Consider the following 26,541-nt stretch of genomic DNA (forward strand, 5'->3'; position numbering starts at 1 on the left):
CATCGCTGCTGCGATGATGCATGACAGAAAGCTGCCGGCAACGGTGGCTTTTTTGTTTTTGGAGAGCACAGAACATGAACAATGAAGTGCGCAACGGCGTTACCTGGCGCGCCATGATAGACAACGATTTGCCGACCGTGACGGCGATCGCTGCCGAAGTGCATCCGGACTATCCGGAATCGCCTGCAGTGTTTGCGGAGCGGTTGCGCCTGTTTGCCCAGGGCTGTCTGATCGCCGTCGACGTAAACGGGACTGCGCTCGGTTACGCCATCGCGCATCCGGCCGTGCTGGGACAACCACCGGCCCTGAATTCCCTGTTGCATGATTTGTCGTCGCAGGCCGCTTGCCTGTACCTGCACGATGTTGCGCTGACTGCGGCGACGCGCCAGTCAGGCCTCGGCGGCGCTTTGGTCGGATACATCAGGGAGTTGGCTGGCGCGCATGGATTTTCCTGTGTCGCGCTGATGGCGGTCAACAACTCGGCGGCGTACTGGCAGCGGCGCGGTTTCATGCCGTATGCACATGCTGACGCGGCATTGACCCAGAAGATCGCCAGCTACGACAGCGATGCGCAATATCTGGTGTTGGACACCGGCCGCTGAGTCAGACTACGACCCCGCACGCGCCAGCTCCGCCACCCGCTCCACGCGTCGTGTCGACACCAGGATGGAGCCACCCGGATTGCGTTGCAGCGCCTGGCGCAATACTGCCGCACCGTCGCTTCCCGGTTGTGCGCCACCCGCCATATACCCATACGTGAATTGCAATGCGCGCTGATGCTGCGCGAGGACGTCAGCCTGACGTTTGTCCAGGCTGTCGCGCACCTGCACGATTTGCGCGAGCGACGGCGCCGCTTGCAGCATGGCGGCAATCATCGGCGCTTCGCCGGCGATGCCGAAGTGACGAATCTTGCCGGCTTGCACCAGCGACTCCAGCCAGCGTTGCCATTCTTCGGTAGCGATCAGCGCCTGGACCGGCTCGTGCAGGAACAGCACGTCCAGCCAGCCGCGTCGCAGGCGGCGCAAGCTGTCGTCGAGGCTCTTTTGTGCGCGCGCGATGCTCCAGTCGACAACCGGTTTGTTCAACGCCGGCAAGGCCTTGCCGGCGACTTTGCGCAGCAGGATTTCGGGCACGCTGGGGCCGGCGCCGTTCGGCCCGTACAGGCCGACTTTGCTGGCGATCGTGATGCGTTGCAACTCTGCTGTCGGCAATTCCCCCAGCGATTTTTCCGCCAGACCGAAGCCGTAATACGGCGACGTGTCGAAGTGTGTGAAGCCGGCGTCCAGCGCCGCCGTCAGCAGCGCCTGCCGCTGCGGTCCCTTGAACAGATGATGCAAACTGGCCGTGCCGAACGACAGCCGGCTGACGTCGAGCGAGGTGTCGGGAATACGGATGGTTTGCATGCGCTGGGATCCAGGTTGGAAGGAAAGGGGAGTGCGGGCAGTGCGGGCAGTGCCCATCGACGTGGCAGCATCGTCAGCGACGGGCGCGCTCAGACGCTGGGCAAGCCGATCCGCCAGCCGGGCCGCCAGCGCCACCGCGAGGAAAGTCGGATTGGCCTCGCCGGTGGTCGGGAAAACGCTGCTTGATGCGATGTGCAGATTGACGACGCCATGCACCTGGCAATGGCGATCCACTACGCCCAGTTGCGGATCGTCATGCATGCGCGTAGTGCCGACCTGGTGGAAGCCGTCGGTGGCCTGTTCCAGGATATGACCGATGCGCTGATCCGGCGAGCGATGGTATTCGACCTTGCCTTTGCCGGCGGCGCGCAATTGCCGGTCCAGAATCTCGTGTGCTTTGAGCGCCGATTCGGCGTCGTCCTTGAGATAACGGAAATCGACGGTCAGGCGCGGCATGCCGTGGGCGTCGTGTTCCGTGTTCAATGTGACGCGGCTATCCAGATTGGGGATCTGCTCGGCGTGGTAATTGAGCGCATAGGTGCCGCCCTGGTTGCGCAGCACGAAGCCCGGCTTGCGTACCGGCGAGACGTAGCGCAGGCGCAGGATGGTCAGCACGTCGGCGGCGGCCTGCCAGGGGCGGCGCAGGACATTGAGCAGATGCGCGCCGTAGCGATACGGCGGCGGCCCCACGTGCCGCAGGCGAATTGCCTCCGAAATCATGCGGCGGCCGATGGCCGGGAATGACAGCCCGAGGAACACCAGCGACAGCGTCGGATTGCGATGGCGTTCATCGTAGAACGGCGGATTGTCGGCGAAGAACGAAGTGTTCAGCACATGATGCGTGCGCTGCGCTTCTTCCGATATGGTGAAGCGGCGCCGTACATACGTGCCGGTGTCGTCCTCCGAGAAATCGAGGTCGGCGAAATCTCCCGGATGAGTCAATGTCAGGCTGGCAATGCTGCCGAAGATATGGCCCATGTAGTAGCGGCCGAGCGGCCCGCCGATGCCGCCGAACAAGGCGGGATGTCCCTGCTGCGCGGACAGCAGTAGGCGTGTGGTTTCGAGTCCTCCGCCGGCCAGCACGAAGTGGGATGCTTGCACGACGATGGCGGCGTTCTTGTGACGAGCCTGCAGCGATTTGACGCTGCGCTGGTCATCGTCAAAGACAAGGCCGGTGACGGTGGCGTCGAACAGGATGTGGATATCGGGCGAGGCCAGCACGCGCGGCCCAAGTTTGCCGACCAGCTTCGGCTGGCGCGCCCAGCGCTCCAGTTGCGATAGTTCGATTTCGCTCATCTCCGGCCAGTGCTGCGGCGCCTGGCGGAATTGCGCCTTGCCGCAGTCCAGGTAATCGGCGGCCTTGTCGTACCAGGGCAGCACTTCGTCCAGCGTGAACGGCCATCCCGAATGCGGTACGTACTTGCGCGGTTCGAAGTCGATTGCTTCGAATGGCACGCAACGTCCGCCCCACAGCCAGGAACTGCCGCCCAGGGCGCGGTTCGAGGCCAGTTCCATCGGTGCGTGCGCTTGCTGGTCGAGCACGGTGGCGCGCGACCATTGCTGCGTCGCCGGATTGTGTTCGGCGCCGCCGGACTCCAGCAGCAACACCTGCCGGCCGCGCGCTGCGGCTTCCAACGCCAGCGTCAGTCCGACCGGACCGGCGCCGACTATGCAGAGATCGAAGATCCGGTCGGCCGGAAGCGCGGTCAATATCGGCATGGAATCGGGGAGGACAGGAAGCGCAGATTCATTGAGGTGGTCATTTCTTGCCGAAGAAGTGGTTCTTCAGGCGCGCCATTTGCCATTGGCGCAAGTAGCGCCGGAATTCAAGGTTTTCGTAGCGCGGCAGGCGGCGCAGGGCGGACCAGAAGTAGCTGAAGATCATCAGCAGGCCGCCGATGATCATCGGTTTTTCGCGCATGCGGTTGACGCCGGTGGCGATCGCGTACAGCGGGTGGTAGCCCATGTACCAGTTGCCGCGGCCCCAGCGCAGCCGGCCTTCGTAGATGTGCTTGTCGGACGAGCCCATGATGCGGTGGTGCCACAGCCAGGCCTTGGGATCGTAATAGCAGAACGTTTTCCAACCCTTCATCCACGCAGTATGCACATCGATGCCGTCCCACGACAGATGCTGGACGAAGCCGCCGATATCTTCGAACGCGGTGCGCTTGTACAGCTTGAACTGGCCTGCGACCTGTTCGTCGATATGGCTTTCTTCGATGAACTGGCCGTCTTCATGACGATAGACCTTGCCCGACACAGCGGCCAGTTTGGGATCTTCATCGAGCTTGCGGAACATGTGTTCCAGGTAATGCGGACCGAACGACATGTCGCCGTCGAGCTTGGCGATGTATTGATAATCCTTGTTCTGAATGTGCTCGACGCCGAAGTTGAAGGCGGCGATGACGCCGCCGCCCAACTTGCGGAAGCCGCGGTTCTGGCGCGGCACGAGGCGGATGAAGGGATATTTCTCGGCGTATTCGCGCACGATGTCGGGAGTGGCGTCGGCCGAGCCGTCATCCACCAGGATCCATTCAAGCGGCCGGAACGTCTGCGCCACCATCGAGTCCATCGTCAGGCGCAGGTATTGCGACTCATCGCGCACCGGCGAAATGATGACCAGCGGCACGATGCGCGGGTCGGTCGCAGGAGGCGCTTGCACCGGCTCCAGAGGCTGCTTCTGAACATCTTGCATAGGGCCTTCCTTCTGCATGTCTTGTCGTATGTAAATAAATTTGTGGTCAGGCTCAGTCTTGCTTATGCTTGCGTATGCTGTCTGATACAGACACCCAAATCAAGAATTAATGCGTAAATTGATGTCAAATAGCGAGTACTTGGCTCGTAATATTGTTAGAATGATATCAAACTAATGATGCAATATAGTCAACTATTTCCGCGATAAGTGTTTGCTGGTTGCTGGTTGTTGATTACTGACTATCAGGGTTTCTGGATTCGAATCGTTTCTTCACCTCGCCGGAACGCATGACAAAACAAACCGCATTCCCGACGTCGTCCTTGTTCGGACTTGATATCTGCGCCGCGAGTTTCACCGGGGCAGCCGCGCAACTGATGCAACTGGCCGCGCGCCGCGAAGGACCGCCGGCGATCGTGGTTACGCCCAACGTCGACCACGTGGTGCGGCTCGATGCCGACGCGCAGTTCCGTCAGTTGTATGTGCAGGCCGATTATATTTTTGCCGACGGCATGCCGCTGGTCTGGGCCAGCCGTCGCAGCGCGGCGCCGCTGCCTGAGCGCGTCACCGGGTCAGATCTGTTCGTTCGGCTGGCGCGCGAAGCGGCGGCGCAGCAATTACCCGTATTCGTCATCGGCGGCATGCCGGGCCAGGAAGCCATGCTGACCGCAGCGTTCGCACGCGTCTATCCGGGTTTGCAGGTGACGCTGTATTGCCCGTCGATGCAGTTCGATCCGGCAGGTGCCGAGGGGCTGGAGGCGCTGCGGCGCGTGAATGCAGTACGGCCGGGTGTAGTGTTCGTCTGCCTCGGCATGCCCAAGCAGGAGCGCTGGGCGTTCGCCCACAAGGACAACATGCAGGCCGGCGTGGTCATGTGTGTCGGCGCTGCGATGGAGTTCGCGCTCGGTTTCAAGTCGCGCGCGCCGCTGTGGATGCAGAAGATCGGCATGGAATGGTTCTGGCGCCTGGCCTCCGAACCGCGCCGTCTGTGGCGCCGCTACATCGTGCAGGGCTCGAAGTTCGCCGGATTGCTGCGACGCGAATGGAAGCTGCAGCGTACAATCAATGACAACCAGAAGACAGGGAGCGGCCATTGAGCTTTTATTCCGACAAGCGCAACCACCACACTACCTTGCTCGGGTTGGCCATCGGCGCAGCCTATGCGCTGACGATCATCCTGACGCTGGAAATCTGCGTCGCGATTTATCAATGGGCCGAATTCGCCACTTTCAACTTCGTCGCCGCCGTGTCCGGCGTGACCGGTTTCATCGTTTTCAGCGACCTGCGTCGCTATGCCGTCGACAACGCCGCGCTCATGGTGCATCGCTTCAGCACTATCGTGAGGCTGTGGATCGGCACCTTCTTCGTGGTGGTGCTGGCTTTGTACCTGACCAAGACGGGCACCGAGTTTTCGCGCGTGGTGGTGACGCTGTGGCTGCTTGTCACGCCATTCACGCTGACGCTGACTTCGCTCGGTTGCCGTTGGTGGGCATTGCGCATGTACACCGCCAAGGGCGAGCGCCGCACCGCAATCTTCGTCGGTTTCAGTGAAGATGCGCAGCGCCTGGCGGAGTCGTTCCAGACCTCCAGAATGCTCGGCATCACGCCGGTGGGATTCTTTGACAACCGCCAGGGAACGCAGCGCGTCGGCTCCGAATTGCCGCGCCTGGGCAGCCTGATGGAAGCAATCGACTGGATCGAACATAATCCCGTCGACGTCGTGTTCGTCGGCCTGGTGCATGCACGCACCAGCGACATTGCACCGGTGGTGGACGCCTTGCATGACTCGGTGGCGTCGGTGTATTTCGTGCCGGATTCCAAACTGTTCGGGCTGGGCCACATGCAATACGCCGAGATGGCCGGCACGCCGGTGCTGGTGGCCTACGAGACGCCGTTCATCGGCATTACGCGCTTGCTCAAGCGCTTCGTTGACGTCATCATGTCGTTCCTGATCCTGCTGCTGCTGAGCCCGGTCCTGCTGACCATTGCCATCGGCGTCAAGCTGTCGTCGCCGGGACCGGTGGTGTTCCGCCAGATGCGTTACGGCGTCGGCGGCCAGAAGATCGTGGTATCCAAATTCCGCTCCATGCGCAACGATCCCTTGCCACAGACCGGCGAGGTCAAGCAGGCTACCGTCGGCGATGCGCGCGTGACGCCGTTCGGACGTTTTCTGCGCAAGACTTCGCTCGATGAACTGCCGCAATTCTTCAACGTGCTGGAAGGCTCGATGAGCATCGTCGGACCGCGCCCCCATGCGGTCCAGCACAACGAGCTGTATCGCAAGCAGGTCAAGGGCTACATGTTGCGGCACAAGGTCAAGCCCGGTATCACCGGCTGGGCCCAGATCAATGGCCTGCGCGGCGAAACCGACACGCTCGACAAGATGCAGCGCCGCATCGAATACGACCTGTACTACATCCGCAACTGGTCGCTCGGGCTCGACTTCAAAATCATTCTGCGCACGGTGCTGGTGGTCGTCAAAGACCGCAACGCCTACTAGGCCGGGCGTCGCGCATGCAGACATGGTGAACGCCGTATCCCGACACTTGCTGAGCGAGCTGGCCCCGGACATTGCCGGGCGCTTTGCCGACGGCGTCGCCATCCGCGTCCACACTTCCTTCGAACAAGCCGAACAACGCTGGCGCGCCGCGCAGGAAGAGTGCGTGTGCTACGGCTTCCAATCCTATGACTGGCTGGCGACCTGGTATGCAACGCTGGGCCGGCGGCAGGGCTGGGAAGTCCTGCTGGTCGAACTGACTGACGGGAATGATCGCACCCTGATGCTGCTGCCGCTGGGACGACGACGTCAATACGGATTGCGCATTGCGAGCTTTCTCGGCGGCGAAGTGACCGACTACAACGCGCCGCTGCTGCGCGCCGATTTCGACATCTCGGCCTTTGGCGTATTGTGGCCGGTGATCTTGCGGCTGCTCGGCGGCGTCGATGTGTTTCGCGCGCGTCGCGTGCCATTGCACGTCGAAGGCGTCGCCAATCCGATGGCTGCGCTGGCCGGCATGCAGCATACCGAACAGGCCCATGTGGCGACGCTGACGAGCAGCTTCGAAGAATTCCAGAAGCAGCGCAGCGCCAAGGTGTTCGCCGATACGCGCCGGCAATTGCGACGGTTGGGCGAGCTCGGTACGGTGCAGTTGCTGATCGATACGACGGCGCCACAGCGTGCGCAAGTGGTGGACGCCATGGCGCGTCAGAAGGCGCGGCGCTGGCATGAGACCGGCAGTCGGGACCTGTTTGCGGAAGAGGGCTATCTGACCTTCTATCAGGATCTTGCTGCGAATGGACTAGGAGGCGGCGCGGTCGTGGTGTCAGCGCTGTACGTCGATGGGCATTTGGTCGCCACGCATTGGGGCATCCGCTACGGCAAGCGTTTTTACTGGTTGATGCCGGGGTACGAAGACGGCGAGTGGGGGCGTTATTCGGTGGGGCGCATCCTGCTCGATGCGGTGGTGCGCGATTGCATCGCCCAGGGGCTGGCACTGTTCGATCTCACGGTCGGCGACGAAGCTTACAAACAACAATGGGCCGATCACATTCTGCCGCTGTATGCCGGCCAGCAAGGCCACAGCCTGCGCGGCAAGCTGGCGGTCACGTTGGACCGGACCTACCGCCGCCTGCGCGAACGGGCGCGCGCCAACCAGACCTTGCGCTCGCTGGTCAGGCGTCTGCGGGGGCAGCGTACTGCTGCAGATAGTCGATAGCGGCATTCACCGGCAACACCTTGCAGCCGGCCGCCAGCGCCGCCGTTACTGCACGTTCCAGCCGCTCGGGCGTGTAGCCGTAGCGGCTCGGCGGGTCTTCCACATCATGCGTATTCACAATCAGCCAACCTTTGCGGCGCACCGTGCGTTGCAGCAGCGTGTCGTAGTTTTCGGCATCCACGTGCACGTCGTAGAGTCGATGCGTTTTCAGCGCGTTCAGGTCGGCGGAGTCTTCGTGCGTGCCGCCGCCGGTGATGCGGCTGGATCGGAAGCGCTTGCCGCAGATGCGCTTGGCGTTGTAGGCATAGGCGCCGAACGGATAGGCAAAATCCAGCGTCAGCGGGTCCACGCCCAGTTCGGCCAGGAAGGCGGCGTTGCGGTCGAGCTCCTGCTCCAGTTCGGCAGCGGTGAGCGTGTCGCAGCGGACGTGCGAGTAGCTGTGGCAGCCGAGTTCGTGGCCGGTAGCCAGCAGGGTACGCAGATGTTCGCGCGAGTGGCAGGGCTTGCCTTCTTCGAGCGCGTCGGTGAGGCCGCCGGCGACGTAAAACGTGCCGCGCGCGCCATGCCGCTCAAGCGCCTGGGCTCCGGCCACGCAAGCTGATGCAGGTACATCGTCGAAGGTGAAGCTGACTACGCCGACGTCGGCGCGCAGCGGCAATATTTCCTTGAACGCATGCTGCGCCAGTCGTCGACTGATGCGCAGGGCCAGTTTGGAAGCGGTATCGGGCATGGGATTTTTCCGGAATCGTCGCCCTAGTTCGCGACCACATGCGCGCCAAAACGGCGACGCCAGCGCAGGAAGGGCTTTTCGACAAAGTTATAGGAAGCAACTGCGAACGCAAATGATAGCAGCACCGCAGTCGCCGCGAACCAGGGGAAGGTTTGCCAGCCGATGCGCTGCGGTCCGATGCTGCCGGGTCCCCACCAGATCTCGGCAATCACGATGGCGATCGGATGGTACAGATACAAGGAATACGACCAGTTGCCCACCCGCCGCGCCGGTTTGGTTTCCAGCAGGCGCGTCAGCGGCGCCAGCTTGTCGGTGAAGCAGATCGCGGTCACCAGCGGCATCAGCGCCAAGCCTTGCAGAGAATAACGCAGTGTGTCGCGAAAGCCCGGATGGCGCAGCATGAAGCACGCCAGCAACAACAGCAGGCAGACCGCCTGGACCACGTGGCTGGATGAAAAACGGCGCCAGTGTTTTTGCGTGTCGTTGGCGAGGATCAATGCCAGCCACGCGCCATACAGGATGGAGTCGATGCGCGTGTCGGTGGCCATGTAGATGTAATCGCTGCTGCCGACGCTGTTGTTACCGTAGTGATGCAAGATCACGCGCCACAACAGCACCAGCGCCACGCTGGCCGCCAGTACCCAGGAAAATCGGCGCAGGTTCGCCGTACCGGCCAGCAGCGCCACGCAGACGAAGGGAAAGACCAGGTAATACTGTTCTTCCACCGCCAGCGACCACAGGATGCTGAACGGATCGAAGCCGTCGCGGCCCTGGCCGAAATGCACAAAGATGCCGTAGTAATTGGCGTAATAGAACAGCGACGCGAAGACCTTGCCCCAGCTCATGATGCCGCCCGCGAGCGTAAACACCAGCGCGCCCAGCGCTACCGCGACCAGCAAGGCCGGATACAGCCGGAACAGCCGGCGTACATAAAATCGCCCGACCGCGATGCGGCCGTTCTGCGCATGCTCGGCCAGCAGCAGGCGCGTGATCAGCATGCCGCTGATGAAGAAAAATACGGTCACGCCGAAACCGCCCGGGATGCTGGTGCTGAAACCCATGTGCGCCACCAGCACCAGCAGCACCGCGCAGGCGCGCAGACCATCGAGGCCGGGGATGTAGTCGAACGAAGGTCGTGCACTGGCGAGCGCGCTGGCGGTCATCGCAGATCCTCAATTTGTTGGCGAGCGCGGTTGTAGCCCTGCTGGTTTTCGTAAATGAACGGCCCGGTGATGTTGTCGAAGGTGTAGTTCAGGCTGACCTGCACCGTGCTGCGCCGGTAATCGACATTGCCGCCTGACTTCGAGGTGGTCTGCTCGCGCATGGCGTCGATGCGGAAAGCCAGCCGGCGCGTGATGTCGTAGTCGTAGCGGAAACCCAGGCGCAGCAGCTGGTCGTTGCCGCTGGTCGGCGTGCTGATCTGACTGGTCGCGAAGCCGGCGGATTTTTGCGACTCCAGCGAGCTCAGCAACGACACGCGCGTCTTCGGCGTGGCCTGCCAGACCACGCGGCCCTGGATGCCTTTGGTCACGACGTAGAGACGGCTGTCGGCTTCGTCATTGGCTTGCGGGCGATCCCAGATGCGGCCGTAGAACGTGGTCTTGGCGGAGTAATGCCAGTCGATGCCGAGCTCGGCGGACACCAGGCGACTGTCGCGGTTGGGCACCGTATTGAAGTGCCGCGCGATGGTGCCGAGATGGCCGATGAACACCGTGTTCTCGGAAAAACGCCAGGCGGTGTCGGTGAACAGCTCCGTGTCGGTATAGCCGGAGTCGAAATCGGCAATCTCGTCCGGCGTGCGATTCGGGAAGCGCACCTTGTTGCGTCGCACGCCGCCCGAAAAGGTCGACTTGGTGCCGGCGGTGTAGCGGACGGCAGCCTGGACCGCGTTGCTGTTCATGTTGTACATCTCGACCCGGCCCGGGATCATGTAGCTCAGGGTTTGCTGGGTCCAGGTCAGCGGCACGTCGAAGCGGTTGGTGACGCGGTAGGCGACTTCGACGTTGTCTTCGCGCAGATGCGGGAACTCCGGCTCCACGTTGGAAATTCCGCGCGGTGGTGGATCGGCGGGGCCGCTACGGCGTTCAATCTCGCCGCCGAAATAGTTGTACAACCGGTCGTCGGTGCGATGCCGGATACGACCACGGAACAGGTCGCTGTATTCCCAGTTGTAGATGCCCTCGAACTGTTTTTTATCTTTGTTCAGACTGTAGGGGCCGCCGGTGTTCACCTGTTCATTGTAATTGCCGAAGCCGCTGCCGAAATGCATCTTGGACAGCGACGCCGTCAATTGGAGGTTGGTGCGTTCGCTCGGCAGCGGCAGGAACAACGCGCCGCGCACGTCGGTCGACCAGGCCGAATCCGAGGTCTTGAGCTTGTTGTCGCTGTTGCTCGGGAACATGAACGGGTTGTCGATGCGATACCAGCTCAGGCCGCTTTGCAGCGCGTATTCGGCGGTCGCATGGGCAGTCGGGGCAAGCAGTAGCATGCCGAGCGCGCTTGCTGCCGTGCAGCCCAGCGTAAGCAATCGGCGCGCGTTGAAGATAGTTGATCGCATGCGGTCACTCATCGGTCACCACCTCGTACCATGGGCTGGCCTGGGCGATGTCGGCCTGGATATGAATCGTTGCGACGCCGTTGCTCACCGCAGCGCGGCCGGCGTCCAGCGCGGCCAGTCGCTTGCCGCTGCCGTCCAGCGGATAAACCGCGATGCGACGCGCCTGTGTGCGCAGGGTGATGCGCGCTTCGTTGCGCTCCATCCAGACCGGACCTTCAACATCGCGCGGGCCGGAGGGTTTGTCGTTCATGCCGGAGTCGCGTTCCAGCGTCCACCACTTGGGATCGTTCTTGTAGCGCACCAGCTCTTTCGGCCGCGAGGGCATTGAGCCGGGCTGGGTGCCGGTCACGGCGCTCGAGGCGGAAATCAGGATTTGCCGCGATGAGGCCAGCGGACGGTTGTCGAGCGCCGTCAGCAACACACCGGTAAAGCCGCGGCTCTTGCCAAGCAATTCGACGGCGGCGTTGTCGTCGCCGACGCGGCGCTTCATCAGGAAACCGAAGAAGCCGCGCGCCTGCGGCGTACGTAACTGGATGCTGCGCTGCTGGGCGTCGAATTCAAATTCCCCGTTGGGCGCGCGCAGCGGCATCGCCGGTGGTGCTTGCGTCGCCAGCTTGGCGGCGCCGCTCAGATCCATGCCCAGGCGCGCCTGAGTGGCCAGTTCCGGCTTGACGCCGTAGCGCACCGCCAGATGCGATTCGAAAGCGCCCGGTTCACGCGCAGCTGCGACGGCGCGACGCGCATCGGCGCCGAACGGAATCGCGGTCAAGGTCGGCAGCGTCGCCACCAGGCCATTGCGGAACAGCATGGCGCTCTGGCCCGTAGCGGCGTACTTGCCCCAGTCGCCGGCGAGTGTGAACGCCGACGGCGTATTGGCCCAGTTGTCGCCGTCCATGTAATCGAAGAAGAACAGGCCGTCCCAGTCCTGCGACGCGGCGAAGGCCGCCATCAGCGGCTGGATTTCGCTGCTTTGCCTGTTCGGGAAAGGCTGGTTGTATTCGCTGACCACGAAGGGCTTGCGCACATCGCGGCGCAGCGACAAGGCCAGCAAACGGTTGAGTTCGCCGTCGCTGGCGGCGCTGTTGTGGATGCGCCAGTCATTGCGGTCCCAGGCCGGTCCGGGGAAGTCGGGATGGTCGATGTAAAAGTGCTCGTCGATGTAATCCATCTGCGCCTGCGAGTCGAAATTGAGCACGCCGCCGTAACCCATTTGGGTGCCGGTTACCGGCACCAGCGTGTCGGTCTCGGCTTGCACGACCTGACGAATGCGGTTGAAATAGGCACGGTCGGTATCGGCCAGGAACATCAGGAAGTCGCGGATGCGCAGCGCTTCACCCGAGGTGTTCGGCGTGCCGGGGTCGCCCGGACCGAGGACTTTTTCGGCGAGCGATTTGAGCTTGCCGTCGAGGCGGTCGCGCCATTGGCCGATCTGCGAGGCGTCGGTCGGCGTCAGCAGTTCGATGACCGAGTTGTTCGAGACGCAGGTGTTCCACGTCGCGCAGGCCTTGGCGGTAGAACCGTAGCGCTTGACCAGCCATTCCTGCCATTGCTTGCGCAGCTCGGGCTCGTAGGCCTTGGGCACGGCTTCGGTCCATTCACGGCGCTGCCAGGCGGCCAGCAGCGATGACTCATTGTTGATCTCGACCATCGCCAGCGCCGGATTGCCGTGCAGGCCCAGGCCGCGGATCAACTGGTGCGCGTACTCTTCCTGCAAAGCCACCATGCGCGGGTAATACACATGCAGCGGCGCACCCAGCGGCGTGGCTTCAGCCTTGCCGTCCAGCGGCGGCAACTGATCGACGCCGGGGCGGAAACGGTAGCCGACGTGGAGGTTCAGGTTGACGTAGATGCCTTGCTGCTTCAACGCCGCGATGAAGTTGCGCAGGCGCGTGACGGCAGTCTGGTTGAAGGTCGGATACGGACCGGGTGTCAGCAGGCTGCGCGGCGGGTTCTCCTGCACGCCCGGACTGCTGTCCATGTGATGCAGGCGCACCGCGTTGATGCCGAGCTTGCGCAGGCGCTGGGCCAGCCGCAGGGCATCGGCGTCGGACGGAAAATTGGTGGCGAAGCTGAGATTGATACCGTACAGGCGTACGCGCGTGTCGTCGGGCGTGTTGGGGCGATTGTCGGCGCCGACGCGGTAGAAATGTCCGTTGCGCACGAAGATGCGCGAACCGGCGTCGAGCGGCTGGTTCATGGCCGAGCGATCGGGGGCTCCGGCGAGCTTGTCTTCGTCAATGGCGAAGGTGAAATAGGGGATGCCGTTGTCGCCGGTGGTGAATGCGGCAGGCAGATTTTGCGCCTGGACCTGTGGCGCTAAAGCGGCGATGGCGGTCGCCATTGCCAGCGAGTGGAGTGGCGTGAATGCGTTCATGGTGTTGCCCCCGCTTCGGCCTGCGCGAGTCGCGCCGCCTCGGCCTTTTCCATGCGATGCACGGTGATGCGCGCGGAGATCGCCGTCGAGGAATAGATGAAGAAGATGTTTTGGAACAGCACGCCGCGGAACATTTCACTTTCCGACAGGTTGCTGATCAGGATCAGGATCAGCATGGCCCAGTGGATGGCTGCTTCTTCACGGTCGATGCGCGTCATCTTCACAAGATTGAGAATGTGGAAAATGAAGACGCCGGCCATGATCACCAGGCCGACGATGCCGAGCTCGTTGAGGATGTCGAGATAGCCGTTGTGGGCTTGCAGCGGGATCCAGTGCAAGGCATTGATGATCATCTGCGACGGACTGCCTTCGCCCAGCCAGAACGCGCCGTAACCGATGCCGAAGACCGGGTGGCGCTGCACTTCCAGCAGTACCAGGCGCCAGATGTCGGTGCGGCCGGTGAGGTCGGTACTCTTGTTGAACAGGGCGCCGAACGGCGCGAACAATTCATTCCATTCCGGCAGGCGGCCTTGGGCGACATAGAACATGTGCAGGCACACCAGCGCCACCACGATCACCGTCAGCGTCAGGCGGCGGCCGTCGAATTCGCCGTTGAGATAGCGCCGGCGCACCAGCAGGTAAATGCCGGTGCCCAGCGTTGCCACCAGGATCGCGGTGCTGCTCTTGGCCATCACCAGCATGAACAGGCTGAACAGAATGCCGAAATAGCAGATCGACCGCGGGAAGGTGGTGCCCAGGCTTTCCTTGATCCACAACACCACGCACAGGCCGGAGATGGCGCCGAGCGTGTTCTTCTGCGTCAGGATGCCGCGCCAGGCGCCGCCCAGTTCATAGTCGACGCCGATGCGAGGCAGCACCAGCGACACCACGAAGGACACCGCCATGAGCGCCATCAGCGTGCCCAGCATGGTACGGATCAGTTGATGCTTGCCGCCGATCGGTGGCGAGATCGCGATGCCGACCAGCGTCAGGCCGATCAGCTGGATGCTGCGCTTGAGCGTGACCACCGGATAGGGCGACCAGATGATGGTGAGCAGGCAGTACAGGATGATGGCGATGAGCATCGGATTGAGGTGCACGATGTGGCGCAGGCTCCAGCCGCGATTGCGCCAGGCCAGCCAGGCGCCGATCAGGAACACCGAGCCGAACTCCATCTGGAAGATCAGCGAACCCTCGGCATAGCTGCCTTGCGGATCGGTGTGGCCCCAGTTGAAGCCGGGCGGCAGCAGCGAGAACGTCATGCTCATGACGATCAGCAGCCGCACCACGAACGGGTCGATGTTGCTGAACACCGATCCCGATCGGGAGGGCAAGGGGGGCGACGACGATGTCGGGGATTCAGTTGCCGTATTCATGATAACGATGGCCCGCGAGGGCGCTTAACTTGCCGCATTGCGCCAGCGTCGTGCGCAGCCAGCGGATGGCCGCAATGCGTGAAAAAGGAAGAGCCAGCAGCGTCACGCCTGCGGCAATCAGCAATTGGATGAGCGCACGCACGCCGAGCTGGGCCGCACGCAGGAAACGCTGCAAGCCGCCGAGACGGGCGATCTCCGACAATACGTAGGTCTGCCCGAGTCGATAGGAGCGGCGCAGCAGCCAGTTCAGGTTGGCGCGCTGGGCCGGCACTTCTTCGCTGACCGTGGCTTCGTCGCACCAGATGAAGCGGGCGCCGTGGGCCAGCATGTCGCGAAACAGCATGGTGTCTTCCGCGCCGGTGCGGCCGAAGGCGGTGTCGAATGGCCCCGGCACCACCATCAGTTTGCTGCGCCGGATGAGTACGTTGCCGGTGCGCGCATCCTTGGTGGTGATGGCGGTGCCGGTGGCGAAGCGGCGACGGTTGAAAAAGTCGCCGGCGCGGATCCAGTCCGGCGTATCGGACAGATAGCGCGGCAGCACCGGCGCGAACACGGCGTCGGCGTTGTACTCGCGCTGGGTGTGCACCAGATGGCGGATCCAGTCGGCGTCGGGGGCTTCGTCATCGTCAATGAACAGCACCCATTCGCCTTGCGCCGTATGAACTGCGGCATTGCGCGCCTGGGCGATGTTGGGCGTGGTTTCGTGGCGCGCGTGCAGCGGCATGGGCATGCGGCTTTGCCAGTCGCGCAGGACTTCCGCCGCCGAGCCGGCCGGATCGTTGTCGACCACCACGACTTCCACGCGCAGGCCGTCGCAGGCCTGCTCGGTCAAGGCCATGAGCAGCTGGTCCAGCAGCGCAGGGCGGCGGAACGTGCAGATGCAGATGCTGATGTCGATGGGTGCGGTCATGGATTGGATGGCGGATGGGCCGCGGCGTTTTTACGGCGCAGCATGGGCAGGAAGACGACCCAGATCAGCAGCAGGTCAAAGGCTTCCACGATGATCAGCGAAAGGATCGCCCCCCAGGCGCCGTACAGCGGAATGAACACTGCTGCCGAAATCAGCATGATCACCAGGCAGGCTACGCCGCTCAGCAACAACAGCTTGTACTGGTCGTTGCTGGTCAGCCAGGACGAGCCGATCCAGCGCGCGGCATTGATGGCGAAATAACCGCCCCAGGCCAGCACCATCGGTTCCAGCCCATGGTATTTGGCGCCCAGCACATGCGCTTGCAGCCACGGCAGCGCCAGCCACAGGACGATCACGTACAGCACGGTGAGTGCTTCGATGCCGGCCACCGAGGCCCAGGCCAGGCGATCAAGGTGTTTCCAGTCGCGCGCGGCGAACAGGCGGCTGACCATCGGGCGCGCTACCCGCGACCAGGCCAGCACCGACAGCGAAATCGGCATCAGCAGCAGGCGCGAGGCGTTGAGGTCGGCCGAGGCGGCGACGCCCAGGAAGGCGGCGGCAAGATAGAGATAACTATAGTTGGTGGCCCATGCCACCAGCGCGCCGGGCAAGGCCCAACGGCCGCGTTGCATGACTTCGGCGACGGCAGCGCGGAATTCGGTCGGGTCATGTTGCGCGCGCGCGTAGCCGTGATCGGTGCTGCGCCACATGCCGGCAATATTGGCCAGGCCCATCACCAGCAGGATGGCAGGCACGGTGAAATAACCGGTCAGCAACAGGATACCGACGCCCACCGCCACCGCCAGTGCATAGGCAATGTCGGTGTGCAACACGCGTCGCGGCCGCGCTTCGATGAAGCTGATGCTGCGGTGGTATTCACGCTGGGCGTTGGCGAACAGGTAGATGGCGAAGGCGATGCCGAGCAGGATCGGATGCGCATCGATGGCGGCGACCTGGGCGACGATTGCGCTGCCTACGCCGAATGCCAGGGCCAGGCCGATGCTGAGCTGCCATTGAAAGCGCAGCAGTAGCGTCGACAGGCGCGCGCGCTGTTCAGGCGTCTTGCCGGGAGCGATGGTGGTAAGGGGGCCGGTGATCAGTGCTTCGACTACGGTGGAGGCAAAAATGCCGGCGACGTAAAGCTGCGAGTAAACGCCGTAGGATTCCTTCGTGGCCAGGCGGATCAATACCAGGCCGAGCGCGAAGTTCAGGCCGCTCAGCAGGGCCTGGTCGATGAGCGAGGCCAGCGAGTGCGTCAGCAATTTTCTGTTGCTGACGCCGCTCACACCGCCTACTTCTGGAGTGGGCCGCTCAACCATTTGCGTAGACGGCGCCATAGTGTTTTGCCCTTGCCCTCAAGCTGATCGAATGCATCCTGTTCGGAGAATTCGTTGTAGACGGTGCCGATGATCTGGGCTCCGGCAGTCTTCATCTGGGCCTGCGTCTGGCGCAGGTCGTCGAGACGCGAGTGATGCTGGCGCGCCACCAGCAGGCACATGCCGACTTGCTGGGAGATGGTTTGCGCGTCGGACGAAGTCTGCGCCGCCGGCGTATCGACGATGAAGACGTCGAAGTCGTCGGCCAGCTGCCGCATCAGGTTGCTGAGCGCGGGCTGCAGCAGGATTTCGAGCGGGTTTGGCGGTTTCGGACCGGCGTTGAGGATGTGCAGGTGCGGGAAACCTTCGGCCAGGCCGCCGGCGGAAATGGTGGTGCGCCCGGCCAGCATGGTCGACAGACCGGTCTTGTTTTCCAGGCCGAACAGCTCGTGTTGTTTAGGCGAGCGCATGTCGGCATCGATCAGCAGCGTACGCTTGCCCATCTGTGAAAACGCTAGCGCCAGGCTCGCCGCCAGGTAGCTCTTGCCTTCGCCTTCGGCGGTGCTGACGATGGCCAGCGAAATCTTTTCCTGGTCGCTGAGGCGAATCGACAGTTCGGCGCGGATCTGGCGGATCGCTTCGGCTTCCAGGCCGAACGGCGCCAGCGCGATGTCGAGCGAATCGTCGAGGCTCTCGGTCGGCACCAGCGCGGTGGCGTAGTTGAATTGGTCGGACAGCACCGCCTGCACGTTCTGCTCGGTCAGCAGGCCCAGTCGTACGGCGGCTTCGCCGAAGCGGATGCCGGCGGAGTTCTGCAGTTCGACGACACGCGCCACCTGGTCTTGCGTGAGCAGGCCCGCTTCGACGAAGCGGGAACCCATCTTGTCGGCGGTGCCCGCGTTTGCTGGTATGGAGTTTTCTGTAGCCATGGTCATGGGTGCCGGGGTCGGGGCCTAGCGAATGCCGATATGGCCGATTAACGGGAGATGGATGCCGCGCACCAGGTCGTCTTCGCAGCGTACGCGGCGCTGACCCAGTTCGTACAGCAAGGCAAGGCAGAAGCCCAGCGCCAGTCCCACCAGGATGCTGGCGGCGATGTTCTGCAGCAGCAGCGGCTTGGAGTGCGAACTCGGCACTTCGGCCACCCGCAGCACGGTCAGATCGAAGGTGTTGATGTTGCTGGCCATCAGGATTTCATCGTACTTCGCCAGTGCGGTGTTAAAGACGCGCTCGACGCTGTCGAGCTGGCGCTGGTAGGAGGTGATGGTGTCGCGGTGCTTTTTCTGTTCCAGCAGTTTGTCGCGCTGGGTGTCAACTTCCTTCCTCAACGCTTCTTCCTGCATGGCCAGGCGGCGCGCATCGATCTGTTGCGCGTCGAGCGAGCTGCGTGCTTCGCGTGTGATGCGGGTGGCGATATCGTCGCGTTCACTGATCAGCGCCAGCGTCTTCGGATGGCGCGGACCCAGCACATCCTGGATGTCGGACAGGCGCTTGTTGACGTCGGTGAGCTTGGATTTCAGGTCGTTGATGTTGGGGCGCTGAGCAACTTCAGGCAATTCGTCGATGCGCAGGCCGCCGCGGACCAGGCTGTCGGTGGCGTTCTTGCGTGCCTGAGCTTCCTGCTGCTGGTTCTGGACCGTGATCAGCGAAGTCATGAGGTCGCCGAGCTGGCGCGACTGCAGGTCGTTGCGCTCGTTCGGATCGAGGATGCCGACGTCCTGCTGGTACTTGGTCAGTTTTTCCTGGATCGAATCGGCTTCCTTGCGCAGGTGTTCGAGCTGGGCGTTGTATTGCTCGCGGCGCGCACGCGCCGAGGCCGAGGAAATCTGCTGGTTGAGATCGATATAGGCGCGCACCACGGCGTTGGCCAGGTCGCGCGCCTGTTCCGGCGCGCCGGCGGCGTATTCGACTTCAATCACGCGGCTGGAGCGACGCGTGACCACCAGGGTCTGGTCGTTGATGCGTTTGATCAGTTGCGAATGGGCGCGCGCTTCGCCCTGGCGCTCGACCGATTCGCGATAGGCGGCGGTGCGCTCCAGGTCCAGCGAGTCGATGACTTTCTCTGCCACGGCCTGGCTCTTGATCATGTCGAGCTGGGTCTGCATGTAGCTCTCGTCCATCATTGGCGAGAACAGGCGGCCATTGATCGGGTCGTTGCCCTTGTAGTCAAGGAACACGTCGGACGACGCGGTATAAGTCTTCGGCAGCAACAGGGTGACGACGATAGTGACCGCCATGGTCGCCATCAGCGTTTTGAAAATGGTGCCGCGCCGCGCCGAGATCATCGACGCCAGCTGTTTGGACGATAAGCCGGTTTCGGGAGCCTGAAGGTTCACGCTATAGCCTTGATGTTTGTTCAGAATAGACTTTCATTGACGTACACGACGTCGCCGGGCAAGACCGGGTCCGTCAATTTTGCCTTGATTTCCTGGACACCCTTTTCAGGCATTTCCCTATTGATATAGATGCGCCGTTGTGAGGCGCGCTGCGTCATGCCGCCACCCATCGAAATCGCGCGCATGACGTTCATGTCCTGTTCCATCGGATAGGAACCCGGGCGATTGACTTCGCCGTGGATGTAGAAGAGTTTCTTCTTGTTGACGTAGACGACGTCGCCGGCGTTGAGCTCGACGTCGAGAGGGGTGCGTTCGGTGGCGCTGGTTTCGCCCAGCAGAATAGGGATGCGGACGTCGCTTTCCGAGCTACTGCCTGATTTATCGTTTTTCCTGCGCAGCAGCGTCACGGTCTGATCGGCCTGCACGGTGAGGCCGCCGGCGGTGGCCAGCAACTCCAGCACGCTCATGTGGCCGGGAATCGGATAGCGGCCCGGACGGCTGACTTCGCCCAGCACCGACACCATCTGACTGCGCAGTTGGACGACTTCAACCGAAACTTCGGGATTCTTGAGGTACTGCCCCTTGCGCAGGCCGTCCGCGACCTTGGCGGAGATTTCGCTGGTGGTCAGGCCATTGACGTCGACACCGCCGATCAGCGGCAGCGTCAGGAAGCCTTTGTCGTTGACGCCGACTTCCGCGGACAGATCTGGTTGGCCAAACACGGTCACACGCAGCACGTCGCCGGAACCGACGCGGGTATTCGTTACAGTGGAAGAGGGAAGCGCCAGTGTCGACAGGGTGCCGGGCGGCGCGGACATCAGTTCACCGGTCTTGGTCGGATCGGTCGGCACCTGCGCCAGAGCGGAGAAGCTCGTCAGGAGGGCAATGATGGTGACAATGAATAAAGCGAATCGGCGCAAACTTAACTCCCGTGACTGATTACAAAACGATTGCTTGTGCGGCACAGGAATGCGCCGGCAATAAACGTGAATCAGAGGCAAAAGTTTTGTAAATATGACAACTTAAGCTGTGCATATTAATCGAAAACAGGCTCATTTCAAAAAAATTCTAATTGCGCCTACAAATCTTTGCAATTTGAGTCTTCATTGCAATAAATGTTTCTGCTAGGTAATTTTACCTGTTTTTATCTTTGCCGATGGATCGTTCCGATGCACGGAAGTTCTTTCAATTGCAGCGATATGGCGTTGCAACTCCGGGTGTGGGGCCAGTTAAGCATAGATATTGCGCGATATCAATTCAATGTTGCAGCTTTATAACGTGCCGGACGGTTGGTGCAGCAGTGCAAAAGAGAATCCCTGGACAGTCCCGCCGGAATCGCGCTCCGAAAAACCGTTTTTGCGATTTCGTCTATGCTTGGCGCATTGTCTTTTGTCCTTTACACCATGTCAGCTGCCACCGCGATTTCTTCTTCGTCCTCCCTGCGCATCAGCGTGCTCGACCAGGCCCCGGTTTCCGAGGGCATGAGCAGCGCGCAGGCGCTCCGCAATTCGCTGGACCTGGCCGTGTTGGCCGACCGTCTCGGTTATTACCGCTACTGGGTCGCTGAACACCACGGCACCCAGTCGCTGGCCTGCGCCAGCCCGGAAGTGCTGATCGGGCCGATCGCCGCCGCCACGTCGCGCTTGCGCGTGGGCAGCGGCGGCGTGATGCTGCCGCATTACAGTCCGCTCAAGGTAGCGGAATCCTTCAGCATGCTGAGCGGACTGTATCCGGACCGCATCGACCTGGGACTGGGGCGAGCGCCCGGCAGTGATTCACTGACGGCGTCGGCGCTGCAGCGCGACCGGCGTCAGCGCCCGCAGGACGATTTTCCCGAACAATTGAATGAGTTGCTGGCCTACTTGTGGGGCGAGTTGCCGGACGATCATCCGTTCGCGCGTTTGCCGCCGATGCCGGGCAGTCCCGAACTGATTCAACCGTGGATGCTCGGGTCCTCGCCGCAGAGTGGCATTTGGGCAGCTGAACTGGGCATGCCTTATATGTTTGCCGACTTCATCCAGGCGGCGGGTGAAACCGTCGCGGCGCGTTACCGGCGCGACTTCGTGCCGTCGCCGCACTGGGCGGAAGCACGTCAGGGGGTGGCTTTGCAGGTGATTTGTGCCGAGACCGATGAAGAAGCGAAGTTGCTGGCGACCAGTTACGGTATGCGCCTGATTCACATGCACAGCGGCCGCCGTCTGGACAAGATTCCTTCGGTGGAGACCGCGTTGCGTTTCTTCGAAGAACATGACCTGCCGTCGTCGACCTTGCCGTCGGGACGCCGCGCCGTGATCGGTTCACCGGCGCGGGTGCGCGAGCAGATCGAGGCGCTGGCGCAGGCCTACGGTGCGGATGAAGTCATGATCGTCAGCATCATTTACGATCATGAAGCGCGCAAGCGTTCGTATGAGCTGATTGCGCGGGAGTTTGCGCTGGTTTGATCGTCGAAGCTGGGATGCGTGAAAATGCATCCACTTTTATCAATCCAATAAATTCGTTAAGAATCAATTGGATAGCAAGAACTCCTCAAGGTTATCCACAAAGTTACCCCCAATTTCTGTGAGTAACTTCTCCTCTTTAGATTAGCGTCCGGACAGCCATAGCCGCGTCATCTGTTCGGCGCTGTCCTTGAGCAATCCGGCGGCATCTGCGATGGCCTTGTCCAGCGTAGTCGGTCCGAACGTGATCGAGAAGCAGCCCGAGAAGCTGGTCTGCAATTCTCCCAGGGCTGAGCGATCGACGCCGCCGGAAAGCAGCGAAGTCTGCACGCCCGCCTGGCGCGCGCGCTGGGCCGCGATGAAGGGCGCCTTGCCGTGCAGCGTCTGGACGTCGCTGCGGCCTTCGCCTGTGATCAGCCAGTCGGCGTCCTCGAGCGCCGTATCTAGTCCGATGTAGTCCGCCACCGTTTGCGCTCCGGACTGGAATTCGGCGCCGAGCATCAGCAAGGCATATCCCAATCCACCCGCCGCACCGGCTCCCGGCAAGTTGGCCGCGCTGCGGCCGCTGGCTTGTTCGAACAGGCCGGCGAAATGACCGAGCAGGGCGTCGAGCGGCTTGACCTGGTCGGCAGTCACGCCTTTTTGCGGGCCGAAAATCGCGGTCGCGCCCTTGTCGCCGCACAGGGGATTGTCGACGTCGGACATGGCGACGATGTGAATATCCTGCAGACGCGGATCGAGACCGGCAACTTCCACACGTGCCAGCTTTGCGAGTTGTGATGGTACCGGCTCCAGTTCCTTGCCGTCGGCGTCGTAAAGCTTCAGGCCCAGCGCGACCAGCATGCCGATACCGCCGTCGTTGGTGCTGCTGCCGCCCAACGCGATCAGGAAGCGCCGCGCGCCACTGTCAAGCAAGGCCAGCAGGGCGTCGCCGATACCGAGCGTAGAGCGGTTTTCGACCGCGACTGCGGTGCCGACGGGGTCGGTCAGGCCGACGATTTCGGCGGATTCAATAACGGCGCTGCCATCGGTGAGGATACCGGCGGCGGCGTCGCGCAATGTGCCTGCCGCGCCGCGCACTTGCAGCCGACGGACTTCGCCGCCGGCGTGCAGCAGTGCATCGAGCGTGCCTTCGCCACCGTCGGCGATCGGGCACAGACGGACGATTGCAGAGGGCGCAGCAGCGTGTACGCCGGCGCCGATGGCTTCGGCAACTTCCTGCGCGCTCAGCGAGCCTTTGAAAGAATCGGGGGCAATGACAACAACGGGGGCGGAAGCGATGGTCATGAAAGCTTTTTCGGTGGTGGGAGGTTGGCAAGGCGGCGGACGTGTTGAGTGCTGCGGCGCGGGCTTGCGTGTCTCCTGGAATGATCGGTTATTGTTTTATTGTTGAGCTGGTAGCCATCCCGACGGATGAACTGCAGATCTGCACAGATTATATAAGCAAGCGCACCTGTTTCTCGCAGGTACACGAGGTAACAAAAGGTAATGGCGCTAGCGCGGTGGTGGTGGGCAGCGCATGATGAGTTTGGAATATTCCCGGCAGGAGGGCATCATGAAACGTTTGCTATGGATCATCCCGGCGTTGCTGCTGGGCGGTTGCGTGGCGGTTCCCTACGATCCTTATCCTTATTACGGCTACGCGCAACCCGCACCGGTCTATGTCGTTCCTTCCGCATCGGTGTATTACGGTTACGGTGGCGGTTATCGCGGCGGCTGGGGTGGTCGCGGGCGCTGGCGTCATTGAGGACGGTTTCCAGACCCGGCCGGTTTGCATTCTGCGATTCAAGGCAGTAGCATTGCGGATCGTTGATCCGGGCTGATGCGCCGCATCAGGTATGATGAGCGCTGAAAAATTAGACGCTATTCGTTGTTGCTGCATGGTATGGCGATTTTTACGACACTTTCCCGAACCTCTCCCAAAACGCGCACTCGCAACAGAACCATCGTCGGCGTCAGCCTGTCGGTTCTGATTCATGTGCTGCTGTTTTTTGTTTTGCGGCCCAGCCTGCAAAAAATCGAACCACAGGCACGTTCTTCCAATGAACCGCTTGAGGTGACGTTCGTCCAGACTCCGTCGAAGCCGGCTGTCAAACAACCTGAGCCGCCTCAACAAGCCAAGCCAGTCAAAAGGCCGACTCCGCAGCCCAGGCAGATTGCACGCGCCAAACCAAGTTCGTCTGCGCCGAGGCGGCAAGCGCTGCCCCTTTCCAATTCGCCGACCGCCATCACCCAGGCACCGCCGGAAATGGACATGTCCACCATGCTCAATGCCGCACGCGAACGCCGTCGCTCCAGCGAAGATTCAGCCGCGCGCGAGAACGCCGCTGCGCGCGCCGCAGAGCAGGGCCCGTCGGCCAACGAGATTGCCCAGGCGAATATTGACTTCCAGGCGCGCAAAGCGAGCGGACCGAGCAACGGGATGTTTGAAATCGTCAGCAAGGGGCCGCGCATTTCCCAGTATCTGTTCTATGGCTGGACCAGAGATGCACGCAACAAATCGCGGCGCACCATTACTGTGGATGCCGGTTTGAACGGCGACATGGACAAAGCGATCGTGGACAGCATGATCGCCATCATCCGGCAAAATGTGACCGGCGACTTTACCTTTGACTCCCAACGGCTGGGCCGGGTCGTCACTTTGTCTGCCAGGGTGCAGGACAACGCCGGCTTGCAGGCTTTCCTGCTGCGCGAATTCTTCGGCTGATTTTCGCCTTATTTCTACCTTTTCGTACGGGTAAAGTCCTTTGCCCGCATGCCTTCCCGCCCTTTGATTCATAGTGCTTGTCCATGGCGGGGAAGGGTGTTTTGCAGTACCTGACAAGATTACTCAAGTTTGTTATACTTGACCTAAATATTCGGGAATTCAGGGAGTGGGACTGAAAACTGTTCTGGAGTCGAGAGTTCATGCGATTAACTACTAAAGGCCGTTTTGCGGTGACAGCAATGATTGACCTGGCGTTGCGCCAGGGCAATGGTCCCGTCACGTTGTCCGCCATCAGCGAGAGACAGGAAATTTCTTTATCATATCTCGAGCAGTTGTTCGGCAAATTGCGGCGTCACCAGATCGTCGAGTCCGTGCGCGGACCTGGCGGCGGCTATAACCTGGCGCGCAAAGCGGCGGACGTATCCGTCGCCGACATCATCATCGCGGTCGACGAGCCTCTGGATGCAACCCAATGCGGCGGCAAGGAAAATTGCCACAGCGTGACCCATCCCGGCGGTACCCGTTGCATGACGCACGACCTGTGGTCGACGCTGAATGAAAAAATGGTCGAATATCTTGACTCGGTCTCCCTGCAAGACCTGGTCAATCAGCAGCACACCAAAGAACAGAAGCACCCGGAACACAGAAACCTCGGTACCGAACAAAGCGTGGTTGTCATGCACCGCCCTCACGCAGCGGTTTGATTGGAGCTAGAACAAATGAACGCACCTCTGGAAAAAAGCCTGTTGGACACCCTCAAGGCACCGCATTTTCCAATTTACCTGGATTATTCGGCAACGACGCCGGTCGACCCGCGCGTAGCGGACAAGATGATTCCGTATCTGCGCGAGCAGTTCGGCAATCCTGCGTCGCGCAGCCACATGTACGGCTGGACGGCGGAGAAGGCCGTGGAAGACGCACGCGAAGAAGTCGCCAAGCTGGTCAACGCGGATTCGCGCGAAATCATCTGGACTTCCGGCGCAACCGAAAGCAACAACCTGGCAATCAAGGGTGCGGCACAGTTCTACAAGACCAAGGGCAAGCACATCATCACGGTCAAGACCGAGCACAAGGCTGTGCTGGATACCTTCCGTGAACTCGAGCGTCAAGGTTTCGAGGCGACTTATCTGCAGCCGCAAGATAATGGTCTGGTGACGGTCGAGCAAATCGCCGCAGCCGTGCGTCCCGACACCATCCTGATCTCGGTCATGCTGGTCAACAATGAAATCGGCGTGATCCAGCCGGTGCCGGAAATCGGCGAATTCTGCCGCTCCAAGGGCATCATTTTCCATTGCGACGCTGCGCAGGCAACCGGCAAGGTCGCGATCGATCTGGAAAGCTGGAAAGTCGATCTGATGAGCTTCTCGGCCCACAAGACTTACGGTCCCAAGGGCATCGGCGCGCTGTACGTCCGTCGCAAGCCGCGCGTGCGCATTGAAGCGCAGATCCACGGCGGCGGTCATGAGCGCGGTTTGCGTTCCGGTACGCTGGCAACCCACCAGATCGTCGGCATGGGCGAAGCTTTCCGCATCGCCCGCGAAGAAATGGAAACCGAACTGGCCCACATCCGCGCCATGCGCGATCGCCTGGCCAAGGGCTTGCAAGAGATCGAAGAAACTTACATCAACGGCGACATGGAACATCGTGTGCCGCACAACCTGAACGTCAGCTTCAACTACGTCGAAGGCGAATCCCTGATCATGGCGATCAAGGACATCGCGGTGTCGTCCGGCTCGGCTTGCACCTCGGCCAGCCTGGAACCGTCGTACGTGCTGCGCGCCCTGGGCCGCAGCGACGAACTGGCGCACAGCTCGATCCGCTTCACCATCGGCCGTTTCACGACCGAAGAAGACATCGACTTCACGATTGACCTGATCAAGAGCAAGGTCGGCAAGCTGCGCGAACTGTCGCCGCTGTGGGATATGTACAAGGACGGGATCGACATCAGCACGATCCAATGGGCTGCACACTAAATATCGCGAAAAT

22 protein-coding genes are annotated in these 26,541 nt (G+C 61.7%); 9 read left to right on the top strand and 13 right to left on the bottom strand.

The window, feature by feature from the left end:
- Positions 1–74 precede the first annotated feature (74 nt).
- Positions 75–602 carry a GNAT family N-acetyltransferase gene (locus E4P32_RS02355; RefSeq protein ID WP_116433432.1) on the top strand — a complete coding sequence of 176 codons (528 nt, stop codon included), beginning with the start codon at positions 75–77 and terminating at the stop codon, positions 600–602.
- Between the two features lie 6 nt (positions 603–608).
- On the opposite strand, the gene E4P32_RS02360 is transcribed toward E4P32_RS02355, so the two are convergent.
- Both E4P32_RS02360 and E4P32_RS02365 read right to left on the bottom strand, forming a co-directional pair.
- Positions 609–3,122: an aldo/keto reductase gene (locus E4P32_RS02360; RefSeq protein ID WP_116433431.1), complete on the bottom strand. Its 2,514-nt coding sequence runs from the start codon at positions 3,120–3,122 to the stop codon at positions 609–611.
- A 40-nt stretch (positions 3,123–3,162) separates the two neighbouring features.
- The gene (locus tag E4P32_RS02365; protein WP_116433430.1) at positions 3,163–4,098 is read right to left on the bottom strand and encodes a glycosyltransferase family A protein; all 936 of its coding nucleotides are present in this window, start codon (positions 4,096–4,098) and stop codon (positions 3,163–3,165) included.
- Positions 4,099–4,385: 287 nt separating this feature from the next.
- Here E4P32_RS02365 and E4P32_RS02370 point away from each other — a divergent pair, with 287 nt between their 5' ends.
- The 3 genes from E4P32_RS02370 to E4P32_RS02380 are packed head-to-tail and all read left to right on the top strand — an operon-like array spanning position 4,386 to position 7,811.
- Entirely contained in the window at positions 4,386–5,192 is an 807-nt protein-coding gene (locus tag E4P32_RS02370; RefSeq protein ID WP_116433429.1) for a WecB/TagA/CpsF family glycosyltransferase, read from the top strand.
- A complete protein-coding gene (locus tag E4P32_RS02375) occupies positions 5,189–6,595 on the top strand; it encodes an undecaprenyl-phosphate glucose phosphotransferase (RefSeq protein WP_116433428.1) in 1,407 nt (468 codons plus the stop codon). Before E4P32_RS02370 ends, E4P32_RS02375 begins: the two co-directional genes overlap by 4 nt.
- A gap of 22 nt (positions 6,596–6,617) precedes the next feature.
- A complete protein-coding gene (locus E4P32_RS02380; protein WP_116433427.1) occupies positions 6,618–7,811 on the top strand; it encodes a GNAT family N-acetyltransferase in 1,194 nt (397 codons plus the stop codon).
- On the opposite strand, the gene E4P32_RS02385 is transcribed toward E4P32_RS02380, so the two are convergent.
- The 10 genes from E4P32_RS02385 to E4P32_RS02430 are packed head-to-tail and all read right to left on the bottom strand — an operon-like array spanning position 7,768 to position 20,330.
- Positions 7,768–8,541 (bottom strand): polysaccharide deacetylase family protein, encoded by a 774-nt coding sequence (locus tag E4P32_RS02385; protein ID WP_116433426.1) that lies wholly within the window; start codon positions 8,539–8,541, stop codon positions 7,768–7,770. The two genes, E4P32_RS02380 and E4P32_RS02385, sit on opposite strands and share 44 nt — an antisense overlap.
- A 23-nt stretch (positions 8,542–8,564) precedes the next feature.
- A complete protein-coding gene (locus E4P32_RS02390; protein ID WP_116433425.1) occupies positions 8,565–9,704 on the bottom strand; it encodes an acyltransferase in 1,140 nt (379 codons plus the stop codon).
- A complete protein-coding gene (locus E4P32_RS02395) occupies positions 9,701–11,098 on the bottom strand; it encodes a hypothetical protein (protein ID WP_116433424.1) in 1,398 nt (465 codons plus the stop codon). Before E4P32_RS02395 ends, E4P32_RS02390 begins: the two co-directional genes overlap by 4 nt.
- Positions 11,099–11,102: 4 nt before the next feature.
- The gene (locus E4P32_RS02400; RefSeq protein ID WP_116433423.1) at positions 11,103–13,472 is read right to left on the bottom strand and encodes a capsular biosynthesis protein; all 2,370 of its coding nucleotides are present in this window, start codon (positions 13,470–13,472) and stop codon (positions 11,103–11,105) included.
- Positions 13,469–14,848, bottom strand: a complete 1,380-nt coding sequence (locus E4P32_RS02405; RefSeq protein WP_116433422.1) for an O-antigen ligase family protein — start codon at positions 14,846–14,848, stop codon at positions 13,469–13,471. Before E4P32_RS02405 ends, E4P32_RS02400 begins: the two co-directional genes overlap by 4 nt.
- Complete coding sequence (locus E4P32_RS02410; RefSeq protein WP_116433421.1) at positions 14,832–15,758, bottom strand: glycosyltransferase family 2 protein; 927 nt, start codon at positions 15,756–15,758, stop codon at positions 14,832–14,834. Before E4P32_RS02410 ends, E4P32_RS02405 begins: the two co-directional genes overlap by 17 nt.
- Positions 15,755–17,044: a hypothetical protein gene (locus tag E4P32_RS02415; protein ID WP_233526581.1), complete on the bottom strand. Its 1,290-nt coding sequence runs from the start codon at positions 17,042–17,044 to the stop codon at positions 15,755–15,757. The genes E4P32_RS02410 and E4P32_RS02415 overlap by 4 nt, the downstream gene beginning before the upstream one ends.
- Before the next feature lie 5 nt (positions 17,045–17,049).
- Positions 17,050–18,003 carry a polysaccharide biosynthesis tyrosine autokinase gene (locus E4P32_RS02420; RefSeq protein WP_233526580.1) on the bottom strand — a complete coding sequence of 318 codons (954 nt, stop codon included), beginning with the start codon at positions 18,001–18,003 and terminating at the stop codon, positions 17,050–17,052.
- A gap of 24 nt (positions 18,004–18,027) precedes the next feature.
- A complete protein-coding gene (locus tag E4P32_RS02425) occupies positions 18,028–19,410 on the bottom strand; it encodes a Wzz/FepE/Etk N-terminal domain-containing protein (protein WP_116433418.1) in 1,383 nt (460 codons plus the stop codon).
- Between the two features lie 20 nt (positions 19,411–19,430).
- Complete coding sequence (locus E4P32_RS02430; RefSeq protein ID WP_116433417.1) at positions 19,431–20,330, bottom strand: SLBB domain-containing protein; 900 nt, start codon at positions 20,328–20,330, stop codon at positions 19,431–19,433.
- 483 nt (positions 20,331–20,813) lie between these two features.
- On the opposite strand from E4P32_RS02430, the gene E4P32_RS02435 reads away from it, so the two are divergent.
- Positions 20,814–21,851, top strand: coding sequence for an LLM class flavin-dependent oxidoreductase (locus E4P32_RS02435; RefSeq protein WP_116433942.1), 1,038 nt, complete (start codon positions 20,814–20,816; stop codon positions 21,849–21,851).
- A gap of 141 nt (positions 21,852–21,992) precedes the next feature.
- Here the strand turns inward: E4P32_RS02435 and E4P32_RS02440 are convergent, their stop codons facing one another.
- Positions 21,993–23,135 carry a glycerate kinase gene (locus tag E4P32_RS02440; protein ID WP_116433416.1) on the bottom strand — a complete coding sequence of 381 codons (1,143 nt, stop codon included), beginning with the start codon at positions 23,133–23,135 and terminating at the stop codon, positions 21,993–21,995.
- Between the two features lie 268 nt (positions 23,136–23,403).
- On the opposite strand from E4P32_RS02440, the gene E4P32_RS02445 reads away from it, so the two are divergent.
- The 4 genes from E4P32_RS02445 to E4P32_RS02460 all read left to right on the top strand — a co-directional run bounded on the left by E4P32_RS02445 (position 23,404) and on the right by E4P32_RS02460 (position 26,528).
- On the top strand, positions 23,404–23,595 hold the full coding sequence (locus E4P32_RS02445) for a hypothetical protein (RefSeq protein WP_116433941.1): 192 nt from the start codon (positions 23,404–23,406) through the stop codon (positions 23,593–23,595).
- Between the two features lie 138 nt (positions 23,596–23,733).
- The gene (locus E4P32_RS02450; protein WP_116433415.1) at positions 23,734–24,555 is read left to right on the top strand and encodes a hypothetical protein; all 822 of its coding nucleotides are present in this window, start codon (positions 23,734–23,736) and stop codon (positions 24,553–24,555) included.
- Between the two features lie 200 nt (positions 24,556–24,755).
- On the top strand, positions 24,756–25,259 hold the full coding sequence (gene iscR / locus E4P32_RS02455) for a Fe-S cluster assembly transcriptional regulator IscR (RefSeq protein ID WP_116433414.1): 504 nt from the start codon (positions 24,756–24,758) through the stop codon (positions 25,257–25,259).
- A gap of 15 nt (positions 25,260–25,274) precedes the next feature.
- Positions 25,275–26,528, top strand: a complete 1,254-nt coding sequence (locus tag E4P32_RS02460) for an IscS subfamily cysteine desulfurase (RefSeq protein ID WP_116433413.1) — start codon at positions 25,275–25,277, stop codon at positions 26,526–26,528.
- The last annotated feature ends 13 nt before the right edge of the window (positions 26,529–26,541 follow it).

Source organism: Herbaspirillum sp. 3R11, from assembly GCF_004563925.1.
Lineage (GTDB): Bacteria > Pseudomonadota > Gammaproteobacteria > Burkholderiales > Burkholderiaceae_D > Herbaspirillum.